The sequence below is a fragment of the Lentzea sp. NPDC004782 genome (assembly GCF_040609115.1).
In the GTDB taxonomy this organism is placed as follows: domain Bacteria; phylum Actinomycetota; class Actinomycetes; order Mycobacteriales; family Pseudonocardiaceae; genus Lentzea.
Window position 1 is genome coordinate 1 of record NZ_JBEXJN010000066.1, and the last position, 16,299, is coordinate 16,299.

Here is a 16,299-nt window from a genome sequence, read left to right on the forward strand (position 1 = left end):
TTGTTCAGTTCGAGTTCTTGGCGGAACCCGAAGATGATCAAGCGGTGGCCGTGCCCATGTCAAAGCCCAGGCGCCTCCTGGTTAAAACACCAGGTTCACCTCAGGTGGGCAAAAGAGCCGTTCATGGTTCAGGGAGCTTGTTGCTCAACGGCTCGTCAACGTCCACTTTGGACACACCGGTGATGAGGTACGCGTCTTCCACCTTGTCCACCGGCATCTCGGCCCGCAGGTAGCCGATCCTGGGATCCCGCGACTCGACGGTCGCGCCCAGCTTCGTCAGTGCCTGCTCGACCTCCTCGTCACGTCCCGGCTGCACGGAGATCATCAGTGGCACGGTGAGGTGGCCGTCGCGTTTCGCCTGCTCGATCCGGAGCTTGTCCGGTTTTGCTGAAGCCACGGCCGGGACCTCCGCGTACGGCACGGTTGGGGTCCCGTTCGTACCACAGCTGCCGAGAGCCAGCGCGCAGAACGCGACGGCGAGCGGTCTTCTCATGCGCCTAGGACGGAACGGCCTCGGCGAGCGGTTGCATCTTCGTCTCCGGCACGGTGAGCATCATCATGACCACCCCGCCGACCACCACGACACCGATGACCGCGAACGTCACCGGCAGCCCCAGTCGCGGCCACAGGATCGCGCCGAACAGCACCGGCACGAACCCGGCCCCGATCCGGCTGATCGTCGAGGCCCAGCCGAACCCGCTGGCCCGCAGCCGCGTCGGGTAGAGCTCGGGCGCGAACGCGTACAGGGCGGGGATCGCGATCTGGATCAGCATCCCGTAGAGCGTGATCCACGCCTTCGCGGCCGTGCCGACGTTGATCTGCACCGCGAACATGACCAGGGCGACCGACGCGAGCGGCGCGGTCACCGCGATGACCCACTTGCGGCCGAACACGTCCACGAGCCAGGCGCTGATCAGCGCGGCCACGACGCCCACCGCCACGGTCCCCGTCGTGACCATGAACGCCGCGTACGTCCCGTACCCCTGCGCCTTGAGAATGCTCGGCAGCCACGTGACGGCGCCGTAGTACAGCAGGAACACGGCGAGGAACATCAGCCACATCGCGCCCGTGCGCCGCGGGTCGAACCGCCAGATGTCCTTGAGCTGCGTGAACATGGCTTTGGGGGAGAGGCGTTGCACCTGCTGCGGGTCGGGGAGCCGCCACTGCTGCGGCGGCTCCCCGGTCTTCGCGACCAGGTCGTCGACGACCTTCTTGGCCTCGTCCGGACGGCCTTTCGCGACGAGGAACATCGGCGATTCCGGGATGCCGCGCCGGACCCAGAACAGCAGCAACGCGGGCAGCACCATCGTGAGCATGAGGAACCGCCAGCTGCCCAGGCCGGCGAGGTAGGTCGCGGTGAGCCCGCACAGCGTGGCCCCCAGCGGCCAGAACCCGTCCATCGCCGCCAGCACCCGGCCGCGCACCCTGGCCGGTGTGAACTCGCCGACCAGCGCGAAGTCCACCGGAATGCACCCGCCCAGGCCCACTCCGGCGAGGAACCGGAACGCGCAGAACGTCACGAAGTCCTGCGACGCGGCGCCGGCCACGGTGAAGATCGAGAACATCAGGATCGTGAGGCTGAACGCCTTCTTGCGCCCGATGGTGTCCGCGATCGCACCCCACGCGAACGCCCCCACGGCCATGCCGATCAGGTTCGCCGTGCCGACCCACCCGCGTTCGCCGAGGCTCACCCCCCATTCGGCGCTGACCAGCGGAATCAGGAACGCGTTGAGCGTGACGTCCCACGCGTCGAACAGGAACCCGAGCCCGCCGATGACGAAGATGGTGCCCTGCGCGCGCCACCGCCACGGCAGGCTCTGGACGACCTGATCCCCGGTTCTCATGCAGCTAGTGTCGTGGATGCCTCACGGATCGTCGCGGCCAGAAGTTCGGGGTTCGCGCGATGTGCCACGTGCCCTTCGCCCTTGAGCGTGACGAACGTGCCGCCGGTGTCCCGCACGAGCTCCCGCGCGGCGGGCCCGAAGATGTGGTCGGTGCGCTCGCCCACGATGACCGTGACCGGGACCTGCAGCTTCGGCGGCTGGTAGCGGTAGGCGTCGATCTCCTTCAGCTCCTCGAACGTCGTGTCGAGCAGGTCCTGCGCCTCGAGCCACCGCTGCGGGTTGGTGTCGCGGAACGGGTGCTCGCCCGCGATCTCGGAGACCATGATCTCCAGCGCTCGATCTCGGTCCCCCGCGCGCAGGGCCTGCCCGAACCTCTCGATCGCGGCGCTGTCCAGGCGCAACGGCGGGTCGTACAGCACGAGCGCCTTGAGGTCGTCCCGTTCCTGGGCGGTCAGCAGGGCGATGAGCCCGCCGTAGCTGTGCCCGATGAGCGTCGGGCTGGTGTGCCGGTCCAGGACCTCGTGCAGGTCCTCGACCTCGGTGCGCAGGCTGTAGTCGCCGGGCAGCGGGACCCCGCCGCGCCCGCGCCGTTGCGGTACTTCGGCGGGTTCCAGCAGCGCCTTGACCTGGTCCCAGTCCGCCGCGACGTTCTGTCCACCGTGCACGATCACGTTCATGTCATCGACGGTACGGATCGACGCAAGCGTCGAGGCGTGGACCGTTTCTACCTGGGCCCCGCAAACGCTTGCTCCCGCTGCGCCCCGTCCACGCTCTCGCCGAACACCCGCGCGTCCGTGTGCTGGTCGCTGGTGGGTTGCAGCCTCTTGGTCCCCGTGACGGCCCGCGTCCTGACCTGCGGCAACGCGCTGTTGTGGTGCCGCTGCACCCAGTCGACGAGGTGCTCGCGGACCAGGCACCGCAGGTCCCACAGCTTTCCGGCGTCGGCGGCGCTGACCAGCGCCCTGACCCGCACGAAACCCTGCGTGGCCGTCGTCACCTGCAACACGGACACCCTCCCGTCCCACAGGTCGTTGCCCTCCAACATGGACCGCATCTCCTGCCGCATGGCCTCCACCGGCACGGTCCAGTCCAGATCGAGCTCCACGGTCCCCAGCAACGCCGACTGCGTGCGCGTCCAGTTCTCGAAGGGGGTCTTGAGGAAGTACGAGGTGGGCAGGACGAGCCGCCGGTCGTCCCACAGGTGCAGCACCACGTACGTCAGCGTGATGTCCTCAACACGCCCCCACTCGCCTTCGACCACCACAACGTCATCGAGCCGCACCGCGTCGCTGAACGCGATCTGCAGCCCTGAGATCAGGTTGCCCAGCAACGACTGCGCGGAGAACGCCGCCACCGCACCGATGACCGCCGCGGACGCCAGCACGGTCGACCCGACCGCCCGCGCACCGGGGAAGGTCATCAGGATCGCGCCGACCGCCAGCACCCCGATGACCACCAGCACCAGCCGCCGGACCAGCGTGATCTGCGTGTGGACGCGCCGCGCGTGCCGGTTGTCCGTGACGTCGGTCCTGATGCGCGACAGCGAGATGTCCACCAGGGTGCTGATGAACGCCGAAAGCAACCACGCCCCGGCCAGGATCAGCGCGATGCCGAGGACGTGCAGGGTGATCGGGGCGTGCATCGGGTAGACGCTGAGACTTATCTGCGTGGCCAGCAACGCCCCGAACAGCTGACCGGGCCGGTACATCTTGCCGCTGTGGGTGAAGCGGCGGACCAGGCGGTGAATCACTTCCACGGCCAGGAGTGCGAAGGCGATCGAACAGCCGAGCACCACGAACAGCACGTTGTTCCTCCTCCCGTAACAGGTTCGGATACCCGGCGTTCGGGGAGGGGAACACCATGAGCCCGCTCACGAAACGGGCAGGCGCGGACGTCTGTCCAGGTGAGAGGATCGCGGCATGAGAGCGGCTGTGCGGGCCTTCATCAGCCCGGACGTGGACCTGGAGGACTTCCGTCCAGACGATCCGGACGACTTCTCCTTCCTGCTCCAGGCACTCGTAGGGCCTGCGGACGGCGAGGGGGAGGAGTCGGTGCAGTTCAACGTGTGCACTCTCGCGAGCCTGGCTTCGACGATGTCGTCGCAGCGGGTCCTCTTCGGCCGGTCGCTCGTGATCGTCAGCACGTCCAGGATCGGTGAGATCCTCGATTCGGTTCGAACGGCGATCGAGCGGACGGAGGGTGCGTCGTGGGCCGACGTGGCCGAGCGCCTGAGCCGTCTCGGGTACTACGAGTTCGAGGACTACGGCCGGCAGAAGTGAGGTGTCAGCAGACGCTGACGTCTGTCCAGGTGAGAGGATCGCGAGATCCATGCCCTGAGGAGCGAGATGCGCATCGATGTCCTGGAAGTCCTGGATCCCTCGCGAGGATGGGTCTTCTTCAGCTCCGACTTCGGCTCGGCGTCCGGACGCTGGACGAACCCGGATGTCCGGACGGGACAGTTCGACGTCGAGTTCAGTCTTCCCCAGGTCGAGGAATGGAAGGCGGAGGGCTCAGGAGAGGCAGCTCTGTCCGGGGCTGCCGAACCCGGCGCTGCAGTGTGGATCAGGTGTCAGGTCGAGCAGGTCCACGACGGTGACGACACGGTCGTGATCGTGCGGATGGGGCCGCACATCATGTACGTGGAAATCCTGAACCGGAGGGCCGATCTTCCCGAGGGAAACCTGATCTCCTTCCGGGTTCCCGAAATCCGTCTCTACCCGTATCAAACCTGAACGCTCACTCACGTGCGAACCCGTGCGGTAGGTCAGGACGCGGGCAGCGCGGGCTCGAACAGCCACCGCGTGAGCAGATCGCGGTGCCCCGCCAGCGACAGGAAGTCCTCGGTGGTCACCACACCGTGCCGGTTCCGCGTGCACCACTCCCGCAGCAGCGCGAAGAAGGAGTCGTCCCCCATCGCGCGCCGCAACGTGTGCAACGTTAAAGCTCCGCGCTTGTAGACCCGGTCGTCGAACCAGTCGGCCCGGCCAGGCCGCCCGATCACCAGGTCCTGCGGCAACCGCGTCAGCAGATCCCGCGCCGCGGCAGCACAGGCGTCCGCGGAACGGCCGCCGGAGGCCTCCGACCACAACCATTCCGAGTAGCACGCGAAGCCCTCGTTGAGCCAGATGTGCTCCCACGCCGCGATGCCGACGGAGTTGCCGAACCACTGGTGGGCCAGTTCGTGCGCCACCAGCCGTTCGGAACCCCGGCGGCCGTCGACGTGGTTGGCTCCGAACGTCGACAGCCCCTGGGCCTCGACCGGGACGTCCAGCTCGTCGTCGGTCACCACGACCGAGTAGCGGGCGAACGGGTAGGGGCCGAAGAGCGACGAGAACAGCGAGATCATCTGGTTCTGCCGGGCGAAGTCGTGCGCCACGAGCTTGCGCAGCCGTTCAGGCGCCCAGACACCTGGCAGCGCCTCGACGTACTGGCCGATCTGGACGGTCGCCAGGTAGGTGGCCATCGGGGCGGCCATCGAGTACACCCAGCGCGTCGTGCTGCCCGACACCTTGCCGTCGACCAGCACGCCGTTGCACACGACCACATAGGACGAAGGCGCGGTCACGTCGAGCAGGTAGGACGCCTTCGACGCGGGCTCGTCCAGGCACGGGAACCACGACGGCGCGCCGATCGGTTGCGAGGCGACGATCGAACCGTCGGTGAGCTCGTCCCAGCCGAGGTCGCCCCACTCCGGCGTGGACACCGGCACCGGCGTGCCGGAGTAGCGGACCTCGACCGAGAACGAGCCGCGTACCGCGGCGCGGATGCGCAGCTTGCCGCCCGCGTGCACATAGCGGGCGGGCTTGCCGTTCACGAGAAGTTTCGAGATCCGCAACGAACCGAAGGACAGCTCGAACGACGACAGCGAAACGCACGAAGCCTGCAGCACCGCACGTCCCGAGAGACGTGCGGAGTGCGGCTTGTAGTCAAGCTCCAGTGCGTAGTGGTGTACCGAGAAGCTCATGTCCACGCGGAGATCGGGTTGCCCAGCCAACGGGTTCCCGACGGTACATCCTCTCCGCGCATCACCAGCGAGGCGGGTCCGATCGTGGTGTCGGAACCGACGGACGCGCCCGGCAGGACGATGCCGTGCGGGCCCAGCGTGGCGCCGGAGCCGAGAACAACGCGGTCCATGCGCAGGATGCGGTCGTGGAACAGGTGCGTCTGCACGACGCAGCCGCGGTTGACCGACGCGCCGGCACCCAGCGTCACCAGGTCGGCCTCGGGCAGCCAGTACGACTCGCACCACACGCCGCGGCCGACCGAAGCGCCCAGCGCGCGCAGCCACAGGTTCATGATCGGCGTGCCGCCGGAGAACCCGACCAGCCACGGCACCGCGAGCACCTCGACGAACGTGTCCGCCAGTTCGTTGCGCCACACGAACGCCGACCACAGCGGGTACTCACGCACCTTGAAGCGGCCCACGAGCACCCACTTGGCCACCACGGCGACCAGACAGGCCGTGACACCGGCGCCCAGCAGCACGACACCGGACCACCAGAGCCCGAACTCCTTCAAGGCGAACAGCACGAGCACGACCAGCGCGACGTTCAGCATCACCGGGACGAACCGGCAGAGCTCCACCAGCGCCCGCGCCCACATCAGGTGCCGCGGCGGGTCGAACGTGCGCGACTGGTCGGACACCTCGGCCGCCCGCGGCAGCTTCATCGGCGGCATGCCCAGGTAGGACGACCCGGCCTTGGCGCGCTTCGGGGCGGCGGACAGCACGCCGACGAGGCCGCCCTTGGGCACGGCGCGGCCGGGTGCGGTCATGCCCGAGTTGCCCAGGAACGCGCGCTTGCCCACGCGGGCCGTGGCGATGCGCAGCCAGCCGCCGCCGAGCTCGTAGGACGCGACCATCGTGTCGTCGGCCAGGAAAGCGCCGTCGCCCACGCGGGTCATCTTCGGCAGAGCGACCACGGTGGACGCCTCGACGCGGCGGCCGACCTTCATGCCGAGCAGGCGCAGCCACACCGGCGTGAACAGCGAGGCGTACAGCGGGAACAGCGCCGAACGCGCGTTGTTCATCAGGCGTTCGGTCGTCCACGCCTGCCACGCGACGCGGCTGTGCACGGGGTAGTGGCCCTCGCGCATGCCGATGCCCAGCAACCGCACGGAAACCAGCACCAGCAGTGCGTACGAGCCGAACCAGATCGCGGACGCGACCGGCACGTCCCACAGCGCGGAAACGAGCGTCACGGGCCGCCGCAGCACGTACAGCACGGCGGGGGCGGCCGCGAGCAACGGCAGCGCGCCCAGCAGGCCGGACGAGAAGCCGTACATGAGGTTCCAGAAGTACGACCGGGACGGGCGGCGCGACGGGAACGAACGCTCGGCCTTGCTCTCGCGGATCGCGGGCACACCGGCCCAGCGCTGACCCGTCGGCACCGAACCGGAGACGCCCGAACCGGGTGCCACCTCGGCTCGCTTGCCGATGCGGGCACCGGGGAACAGCGTGCTGCGCGCACCGACGGTCGCGCCCGCGCCGATCCGGATGCGGCCCAGGATCAGGCGGTCGCCGTCGAGCCACCAGCCGGACAGGTCCACCTCGGGTTCGACCGCGGCACCGCGGCCCACCTTCAGCATGCCGGTGACGGGTGGCAGCGAGTGCAGGTCGACACCGGAGCCGATCTTCGCGCCCAGCGCCCGCGCGTAGTGCGTGACCCACGAGCCGGAAAGCTCGGTGGCGCGCGACAGCTGCGCCAGCATCTCGGCGGCCCACAGTCGCATGTGGACAGAGCCGCCGCGCGGGTAGGTGCCCGGCCTCACGCCACGCAGCAGCAGACGGGCGCCACCGGCCGAGATCGCGAGACGTCCGGCCGGTGAGATGAACACCGCCCACCCGGCGACGACCCACCACCAGGACACGGAAGTCCAGCCCAGCACGTTCGACAACGCCGTCAGCGCGACGACCCACCGCGCACCGGAGACGGTCAGCAGCGGGATCATCAGCAACGTCTGCAGCACACCGGTCCACCGCGGCGTCGGCGCGACCTCGCGCACCTCGGCCGTGGCGCCGTACGACTCCAGGCGGCGCGCCAGCTCGTGCAGCGTCGTGTTCTGGTAGATGTCCGACACGGACGTGCTCGGGTAGCGCGTGCGCACCAGCGAGACGAGCTGCGCCGCGGACAGCGAGCTGCCGCCGGACGCGAAGAAGTCCGCGTCCTCGGACGCCGGTCCGGAACCCAGCACGGCGGCCCACTGCTCGGCCAGCCAGCCCTCCAGGCCGGAGAACACCGCGCCCGCGGTGTCCATCGACGCCAGCGGCCACGGCAGCGCGGCCCGGTCGACCTTGCCGGACGTGCGCGTCGGCAACGTGTCGACGACCGCGATCAACGGCACCAGGGCCGCGGGCAGCTCGCCCCGCAACCGCTCGACCGCGGCGGCCTGGTCGAACTCGCCGTCGATCACGACGTAACCGACGAGGATCTGGTTGCCACCGCGCGTCGTGCGCACGGCGGCAGCGGCACCGGCCACACCGTCGAGCGCGAGCAGGGCCGCGTCGACCTCGCCCAGCTCGATGCGGCGGCCGCCGAGCTTGATCTGCTCGTCCGCGCGGCCCAGGAACACCAGGCCTTCCGGTTCGGCGCGGACCACGTCACCGCTGCGGTACGCGCGGTCCCAGCCCATCGACGGCAGCGGCGCGTACTTCTCGGCGTCCTTCGCGGGGTCCAGGTAGCGCGCCAGCCCGACGCCACCGATCACCAGTTCGCCGGGCTCGCCCATCGGCACGACCTCGCCCGCCGCGTCCACCACGACGAGCTCCCAGCCGTCCAACGGCAGACCGATGCGCACGGGACCTTCACCGGTCATCCGCGCGGCGCAGGCCACGACGGTCGCTTCCGTTGGGCCGTAGGTGTTCCAGACCTCGCGGCCCTCCACGGCGAGACGCTCGGCCAGCTCGGGCGGGCAGGCCTCGCCACCGAAGATCAGCAGCCGCACGTCGTCCAGCGCCTCGACCGGCCACAGCGCGGCCAGCGTCGGAACCGTGGAGACGACGGTGATCTCCTGCTCGACCAGCCACGGGCCGAGGTCCATTCCGGTGCGCACCAACGAACGCGGCGCGGGCACCAGACACGCGCCGTGGCGCCACGCGAGCCACATCTCCTCGCAGGAGGCGTCGAACGCGACGGAAAGTCCGGCCAGCACGCGGTCGTCCGGGCCGATCGGCTCGTCCCGCAGGAAGAGCCGTGCCTCGGCGTCCACGAACGCGGCGGCGTTGCGGTGCGTCACGGCGACGCCCTTGGGCTTGCCGGTGGAGCCGGACGTGAAGATGACCCACGCGTCGTCGTCGAGACCGGGCTCGCCCGGCTGCCCCAGCGGAGTGCCGTGCAGCACAAGGGATCGGCCTTCGCCGAGCACGGCACTCACTTGTGCTTCACCGAAAACGAGCTCCGCGCGCTCGTCCGGGTCCTCGAAGTCGACGGGCACGTACGCCGCGCCCGCCGCGAGGGTGGCCAGGATCGAGACGTAGAGGTCGACCGTTCCGGACGGCACGCGGACGCCGACGCGGTCGCCGACCCCGATGCCCTCGGCGGCCAGTTTTTCCGACAGTTCCAGCACTTCGGTGATCAGCGCGCGGTAGGTGAGCGCGGTGGTGCCGTCGTCGACGGCCGGCGCGTTCGGGTGCTGTTCGGCACTCGCGCGCAAGATGTCCAGCAGTGTGCGCGGGGTGGGCGCATTCCCTGCCGTGAACATCGATCGAAGAACAACGGGTTCGGCCGCAACGGTCACGACAGCGTCACTTCTCACCCTCTCGGCAACTTGTGGACCAGCCACTTTACCTTGAGTTAACGGACTACCTGTCTCCCGGGTAAGCCGACTCACAGGTGGTGTCAGTCACCGCAACACCTTCGAGTGACTTCTTCGCGTTGTGCCGCGCCAGGTTGAAGTCGCGCCAGTCCTGCTCGACGTCGCGGTTCTTCAACCACCGCAAGGCACACGTGCGTTCGTGGTCGGGCAGCCGAACGAGCGCGGGCACCGCGTCCTCCGACAGTGTCGCGAGGTACCCCGTGTCGATCTTCTGCGTGGTTTCGAACCGCGACACGTTGTAGTCGGCGACCACTCGTTCGGGGTTCATCACCATCACCGCGAGCAGGAACGCCGACCCGGTGCCGACGATCGCCTTCGGCAACCAGTTGGCGCGCAACGAGATCCCGCCCGCGATCACCATCAGGTAGACGACGGCGAGCCACACCTCGCACGACGCGACGAGCAGCCGCAGCACCGTCCACCCGTACGCCTGCTGGTAGAACCACATGCGGCTCAACGCACTCGCCACGATCACCAGCGTCAGCACCGCGAGCGACCCGAGCAGGACCCGCAGCCACAACTGTTCCCGCGCCGTCTTCTTCGCCGCGAAGTGCGCCACCCCGGCGATGACGCCGAGCGCCAGGATCGAGACCCACAGCAGCTGCCAGAACCCGGACCGCGCGTACTCGGCGAACGTCACGCCCGCCGTCTCCATCACGTACTCCTCGCCACCGAACAGAACCGCGAGCTGCGTGCCCACGAACCCGGCGAACAGCACCACGAGAACACCCACCGGCAGCGCGTAGTCCTTGACCCGCAACGAACCCGGCTTGCCCTGCGCGTCCTCGTCGATGTGCGCGGGCGCCGCCACGAGGTAGCACGCCCCCAACGCGCCGAACGCCGCCACACCACCGAAGAACGCCATCCGCACGTACACGCCGACTTCGAGGTCCGGCACCAGACCTTCGAGGAAGTGGCTGAACCCCTGGTCCGCCCCGGCGAGCAGCGACCCGAAGATCAGCAGCAACACCAGCGCGACCCCGGCGGAGATGAGCGGGCGGATGCCGATCGGCCCGCGCCTGCTGAGTCCCTTGGCCACCCAGGGGATCGACCTCAGCCCACCGAGCGCGACACCGAGCGCGCCGAAGACGAGCCCGCGCACGGTCCTGCCGCCCGCCATGGCGATCGAGCCGCACAGGAACGAGGCGAGGACGCACAGCGGGAAGATCCACTCGGCCGCGCGCAGGAAACCCATCGCGAGGAACGCGAGCGCGCCGGCCAGCCAGAGGGCCCGCTCGACCGACGGCTTGCCCGCGTGGAAGAGGACCGCGCCGACGCCGAACAGCCCCGCCAGGAACCAGCCGATGCCGTTGTTCGCCGGGACGAGCAACGCGCCGGCGAGGCCCGCGACGAGGCCGGCGACGAGCACCTTCGCCGGGGCCGGGTCCGCGGGCGGGGTCCACCATGGCAGCAGCGGGACGCCGGGCGCGGGGACGACGACCGGGCCGGCGGCGGGGTAGCGGGGCGGGCCCTGCCAGGGTGAGGGCGGGGGCAGGGTGGCGGTGGCGACCTGGGCGGGCGGTGGCGCCTGAGCAGGGCCTCCGCTCGCGGGCTGATCTTGTCGGACCCCACCGCTAGGTTGAGTTGCAGGGGTTCCCGGCTCGGGGGTACCCCTGCGCGAGCCTGCCTCGGGCTCCGCCGCGGCCTCTGGGCCCTCAGCGGTTTCGGCCTCGCCGGCGTCCTCTGCGGCTTCGGCGCCCGCAGCGCCGACAGGCTCCTCCACCTCTTCGGGCTCCACCGAGCCGGCCGCCACCGGCCGGTACCCGACCCTCCGGAAGTTCCGGTACCGCCGCCGAGCAGAATTCGAGTCAGAGTCAGACATTTCCCTCTCCCAAGCCCGAAAACGGGCGCGCTTCACCGTCACACCGCCGTGCGGTGCGAACAAGAACCAAGAAGTCAGCGAGGCAAGGTCACCCGGATGCACGATCCGGGGTCCACCACGGCGATCGTCCCGCCGTGCAGGTCCACCACCCACCGGGCGATGGCGAGACCGAGTCCGGTCCCACCACCGCCCGCCCTCTCCCCTCGGGTGAACCTCTCGAAGATCCGCGACCGGTCGGCGGGGGCGATCCCCGGCCCCTCGTCCCGGACCTCCAGCACCACCCCTGAACCGGCCGCGTACCCCGACACGGACACCAACCCCCCGGTGGGGCCGTGCCGGGCAGCGTTGTCCACCAGGTTCACGAGCACCTGGTGCAGCCGTTCCCCGTCGGCCAGCACCAGCAGGTCGCCGGGCACGTCGATCGAGAACGACGCCGCCGGAGCCGCCACCGCCGCCTCGGCCACCACGTCGGCGACCAGGGACGACACCGACAGCGTCTCGCGGTTGAGCGACAGCACCCCGGCGTCGATCTTCGACAGGTCCAGCAGCTCGGTGACCAGCCGCCCCAGCCGTTCGGTCTGGGCCAGCGCGGTCTTCATGGTGGCCGCGTCGGCGACGGCCACCCCGTCGACCACGTTCTCCAGCACGGCCTGCAACGCCGAGATCGGCGTCCGCAGCTCGTGCGACACGTTCGCGATCAGCTCACGTCGTTGCTGGTCGGCGGCAGCGAGGTCGGACGCCATCACGGTGAACGCCTCGGCCAGCTGCCCGACCTCGTCCGACGACGTCGCCCGCACCGACCGCGAGTAGTCGCCGGACGCCATCGACCGGGCCGCCGACGTCATCTCCCGCAACGGCGACGTCATGCCGTGCGCGAGCAGCTGCGACGTCAACAGGCCCAGCACCAGCGCGATGAGCGTCGTGCGCGCCGGCAACCACCCCGTCACGTACCGGAAGTAGGCGAACGACACGCACCCCGACACCACGATGACGATCCCGAGCTTGAGCTTGATCGACCGCACCGAGTCCAACGGCCGCGGCAGCATGTCCAACCAGCCCAGCAAGGTCTTCACCGGGACACCTTCTTCTGGGGAACCTCCAGCGCGTACCCCACCCCGTGCACGGTCCGGATCAGGTCGGCGCCGAGCTTGCGCCGCAACGCCTTCACGTGGCTGTCGACCGTCCGCGACGACGCACCCTCGTGCCACCCGCACGCCTCCGCCAGCAGCCGTTCCCGCGCCTGCACGGCGGAAGGCCGCTCGGCCAGGAACACCAGCAGGTCGTACTCGGTGGGCGTCAGGTGCGCCTCCACGCCCGACCGCGACACCCGCCGGGCCGCCAGGTCGATCACCAGGTCGCCGAGTTCCATCGACCGCGAGGCGACCGCCCGCGACACCCGGCGCAGCAGCACGTGCACCCGTGCCGCCAGCTCGCGCATCGAGAACGGCTTGGTCAGGTAGTCGTCGGCCCCCACGGCGAGCCCGACCAGCAGATCGGTCTCGTCCCCCCGCGCGGTCAGCATCAGCACCGGCACCGAACGCGACGCCTGGATCCGCCGGCACACCTCGAGACCGTCGAACCCCGGCAGCATCACGTCCAGAACGACCAGGTCGGGCGTGAACGAAGCGGCCGTGGCGACCCCCGACGGCCCGTCGTGAGCCACCGCCACCACGAACCCCTCCGCGCGCAGCCGTGCGGCCACGGACTCGGCGATCGTGATGTCGTCCTCCACGACGAGCACCCGGCGCTGACCTGTCATGACGGCGACTTTATGGGCATGTCGTGGAGGACGCCGGGACAAGTTGTGAAGATCGTGTGCAGACATCGCACAGTTACCGCTCAATTACCGGTCGGTGGAACGAGTGCACTGTTAACAAAGCGAACGATTTGATTAGGCTCCGAACATGGACGGGCTCCCGGCGATCGCCGACACTCTCGTGACCGACGAAGAGGAAGCCCGCCAGGTCGTCGAGCTCCTCAGCAGGCAGGGGACGTTCAGCGAGCCCGCGGACGCGGACCAGCTCCTCGACGCCGTCCCGCTGAGACTCGGCGACGGCCACGCCCTCAAGACCAGCCTGGGCAGGCTCGGTGGCCGCACGGTCGGCGTCGTCGAGGAATCCGGCCCGCTCGACGCCGAAGCAGCCGAGAGAGGCGCCCGGTTCGTGCGCCTGTGCGACGCGTTCGGCATCCCGATCATCGCGATCGCCGGCTCACCGCAACCCGGCGGGGAGATGCACGGTGGCGCACTGCTGCACGCGTTCACGGAGAGCGTCGTTCCCAGGATCACCCTGGTCACGGGCCCCGCACACGTCACGATGATCGCCGAGACGGCCTGCTCCTCCTTCGTCGACCCGCGCGCCACCCGCCGCGCCATGGTGGAGGCGTTCTGTAAGTTCGGTTCATGAACGTCCTCGAAGCGGTCCTGGAGAGGATCACCTACGCCAACGAGGACAACGGCTACACGGTCGCGAAGGTCGACACCGGCCGCGGCGACCTCGTCACGGTCGTCGGCGCGCTGCTCGGCGCCCAGCCGGGCGAGTCGATCCGCATGCGCGGCCGCTGGGGCTCGCATCCGCAGTACGGCAAGCAGTTCCACGTCGACGACTACACGACGATCCTGCCCGCGACGATCCAGGGCATCCGCCGCTACCTGGGCTCCGGCCTGATCAAGGGCATCGGCCCGGTGCTCGCGGACAAGATCGTCACGCACTTCGGGGTCGCCGCGCTGGACGTCATCGAGAACGAGCCGGAGCGCCTGATCGAGGTCCCGAAGCTCGGCCCGAAGCGCACCAAGCTCATCGCGGAGGCGTGGGAGGAGCAGAAGGCCATCAAGGAGGTCATGGTCTTCCTGCAGGGCGTCGGCGTCTCGACGTCGCTGGCCGTCCGGATCTACAAGCAGTACGCGGACAAGGCCATCGAGGTCGTCAGGGAGGAGCCGTACCGCCTGGCGAACGACGTCTGGGGCATCGGTTTCAAGACCGCGGACGTCATCGCGAAGGCCGTCGGCATCCCGCACGACAGCCCGCAACGCGTCAAGGCGGGCCTGCAGTTCACGTTGTCCGAGGCCACCACCGACGGCAACTGCTACCTGCCCGAGCAGTCCCTGATCGCGGAGGCCATCAAGATCCTCCAGGTGGACGCGGGCCTGGTCATCGAGTGCCTCGCCGAGCTGGTCGAGGAGGAAGGCGTCGTCCGCGAGGAGTTCCCGGACGACGAGGTCGCGATCTACCTGATCCCGTTCCACCGCGCGGAGATCTCGATGGCCGCGCAGCTCAAACGCCTGCTGCACGCCGACACCGACCGGATGCCGAGCTTCCGGGACGTCAACTGGGACAAGGCCTTCGCCTGGCTCGGCACGGACCTCGAGGAACACCAGGCGGCAGCGGTCAAGCTCGCGCTGACGCAGAAGGTCGCGGTGCTGACCGGCGGGCCGGGCTGCGGCAAGAGCTTCACCGTCCGCTCGATCGTCCGGCTCGCGCAGGCCAAGAAGGCCAAGATCGTCCTGGCCGCGCCCACCGGCCGGGCCGCCAAGCGCCTCACCGAGCTGACCGGCCACGAAGCCCGCACGGTCCACCGCCTGCTGGAGCTGAAGCCGGGCGGCGACGCGGCCTACGACCGCGACCACCCGCTCGACGCCGACCTGGTCGTGGTCGACGAGGCCTCGATGCTCGACCTGTTGCTCGCCAACAAACTCGTGAAGGCCGTTCCGCCCGGCGCTCACCTGCTGCTCGTGGGCGACGTCGACCAGCTGCCGTCAGTGGGCGCGGGGGAGGTGCTCAGAGACGTGCTGGCGGAAGGAAGCCCGATCCCGCACGTCCGGCTGACGCACATCTTCCGCCAGGCCCAGGAGTCCGGCGTCGTCACGAACGCGCACCGCATCAACAGCGGCGACTACCCGCTGGTGCAGGGACTTCCCGACTTCTTCCTCTTCAGCGCCGACGAGGCCGAGGAAGCGGCCACGATGACCGTCGACGTCGTCGCGAACCGCATCCCGCGCAAGTTCCGGCTCGACCCGCGCAAGGACATCCAGGTCCTCGCGCCGATGCACCGCGGCCCGGCCGGCGCGGGCGCGTTGAACACCGTGCTCCAGGAGGCCCTGACGCCGTCCCGCGACAACCTGCCGGAGAAGCGCTTCGGCGGCCGGGTGTTCAAGGTCGGTGACAAGGTCACCCAGATCCGCAACAACTACGACAAGGGCAAGAACGGCGTCTTCAACGGCACGTTGGGCGTCGTCACCGCATTGGATCCCGTCGAGCAGAAGCTGACCATCCGCACCGACGAGGACGAAGACGTCGACTACGACTTCTCCGAGCTGGACGAGCTCAGCCACGCGTACGCCATGACCATCCACCGGTCGCAGGGCAGCGAGTACCCGTGCGTGGTCATCCCGATCACGACCAGCGCGTGGATGATGTTGCAGCGCAACCTGCTCTACACCGCCGTGACGCGCGCGAAGAAGCTGGTCGTGCTGGTGGGCTCGAAACGCGCGATCGGCCAAGCCGTCCGCACCGTCGGCGCGGGCCGCCGCCACACCGCCCTGGCCCACCGCCTGCGCACTTCCTGACCGCACGCGGGCCCTCCCGCGCTCCAACCGCCCGGCCAAACGTCTGCAAGTACCGCCAACTCATGATCGAACGCCGCTGACCGCACCCAACCTGTTCGCCGTCCGCCGAAGTGGCCGCGCGCTACTCCGATGACCGGTGTGTCCGACATGTCTGGCCAAGCGCGCCCCTTGTCGTGGATGAAGGGCGCCCCCGGTTCGGCGACGCCACCCGGCAGGCCGAGCGGTACCGGTCCGGCCGGGTGTTCCTCGCGGGCGAC

12 protein-coding genes and 1 pseudogene are annotated in these 16,299 nt (G+C 69.5%); 4 read left to right on the forward strand and 9 right to left on the reverse strand.

The features are described 5' to 3' along the window. Positions 1-121: 121 nt before the first annotated feature. Genes ABZV40_RS39210 through ABZV40_RS39225 form a run of 4 tightly spaced genes read right to left on the reverse strand, consistent with a single transcriptional unit; the run spans position 122 to position 3,648 of the window. Complete coding sequence (locus ABZV40_RS39210; RefSeq protein ID WP_355453997.1) at positions 122-493, reverse strand: hypothetical protein; 372 nt, start codon at positions 491-493, stop codon at positions 122-124. A gap of 4 nt (positions 494-497) precedes the next feature. Then, positions 498-1,844: an MFS transporter gene (locus ABZV40_RS39215; protein ID WP_355454000.1), complete on the reverse strand. Its 1,347-nt coding sequence runs from the start codon at positions 1,842-1,844 to the stop codon at positions 498-500. Beyond that, entirely contained in the window at positions 1,841-2,521 is a 681-nt protein-coding gene (locus tag ABZV40_RS39220; RefSeq protein ID WP_355454003.1) for an alpha/beta hydrolase, read from the reverse strand. The genes ABZV40_RS39215 and ABZV40_RS39220 overlap by 4 nt, the downstream gene beginning before the upstream one ends. A 47-nt stretch (positions 2,522-2,568) precedes the next feature. After that, complete coding sequence (locus ABZV40_RS39225) at positions 2,569-3,648, reverse strand: mechanosensitive ion channel family protein (RefSeq protein WP_355454005.1); 1,080 nt, start codon at positions 3,646-3,648, stop codon at positions 2,569-2,571. A 115-nt stretch (positions 3,649-3,763) separates the two neighbouring features. On the opposite strand from ABZV40_RS39225, the gene ABZV40_RS39230 reads away from it, so the two are divergent. Together ABZV40_RS39230 and ABZV40_RS39235 are read left to right on the forward strand one after the other, a co-directional pair. Next, complete coding sequence (locus ABZV40_RS39230; protein ID WP_355454008.1) at positions 3,764-4,123, forward strand: Imm8 family immunity protein; 360 nt, start codon at positions 3,764-3,766, stop codon at positions 4,121-4,123. Positions 4,124-4,189: 66 nt separating this feature from the next. Then, a complete protein-coding gene (locus tag ABZV40_RS39235; RefSeq protein ID WP_355454011.1) occupies positions 4,190-4,576 on the forward strand; it encodes a hypothetical protein in 387 nt (128 codons plus the stop codon). 32 nt (positions 4,577-4,608) lie between these two features. On the opposite strand, the gene ABZV40_RS39240 is transcribed toward ABZV40_RS39235, so the two are convergent. From ABZV40_RS39240 to ABZV40_RS39260, 5 genes are all read right to left on the reverse strand, one after another. Next, the gene (locus ABZV40_RS39240; protein WP_355454014.1) at positions 4,609-5,808 is read right to left on the reverse strand and encodes a M1 family metallopeptidase; all 1,200 of its coding nucleotides are present in this window, start codon (positions 5,806-5,808) and stop codon (positions 4,609-4,611) included. Next, a complete protein-coding gene (locus ABZV40_RS39245) occupies positions 5,805-9,542 on the reverse strand; it encodes a Pls/PosA family non-ribosomal peptide synthetase (RefSeq protein ID WP_355454017.1) in 3,738 nt (1,245 codons plus the stop codon). Before ABZV40_RS39245 ends, ABZV40_RS39240 begins: the two co-directional genes overlap by 4 nt. Positions 9,543-9,642: 100 nt before the next feature. After that, a complete protein-coding gene (locus ABZV40_RS39250; RefSeq protein ID WP_355454020.1) occupies positions 9,643-11,478 on the reverse strand; it encodes a DUF4173 domain-containing protein in 1,836 nt (611 codons plus the stop codon). 74 nt (positions 11,479-11,552) lie between these two features. Next, positions 11,553-12,524: a HAMP domain-containing sensor histidine kinase gene (locus tag ABZV40_RS39255; protein ID WP_355454097.1), complete on the reverse strand. Its 972-nt coding sequence runs from the start codon at positions 12,522-12,524 to the stop codon at positions 11,553-11,555. A gap of 23 nt (positions 12,525-12,547) precedes the next feature. Continuing rightward, positions 12,548-13,237, reverse strand: coding sequence for a response regulator transcription factor (locus ABZV40_RS39260; protein WP_355454023.1), 690 nt, complete (start codon positions 13,235-13,237; stop codon positions 12,548-12,550). A gap of 316 nt (positions 13,238-13,553) precedes the next feature. Between ABZV40_RS39260 and ABZV40_RS39265 the strand changes: the two are divergent. Together ABZV40_RS39265 and ABZV40_RS39270 are read left to right on the forward strand one after the other, a co-directional pair. After that, positions 13,554-13,775, forward strand: a pseudogene (locus ABZV40_RS39265) (carboxyl transferase domain-containing protein); the annotation flags it as partial. 104 nt (positions 13,776-13,879) lie between these two features. Beyond that, on the forward strand, positions 13,880-16,042 hold the full coding sequence (locus ABZV40_RS39270) for an ATP-dependent RecD-like DNA helicase (RefSeq protein WP_355454026.1): 2,163 nt from the start codon (positions 13,880-13,882) through the stop codon (positions 16,040-16,042). The last annotated feature ends 257 nt before the right edge of the window (positions 16,043-16,299 follow it).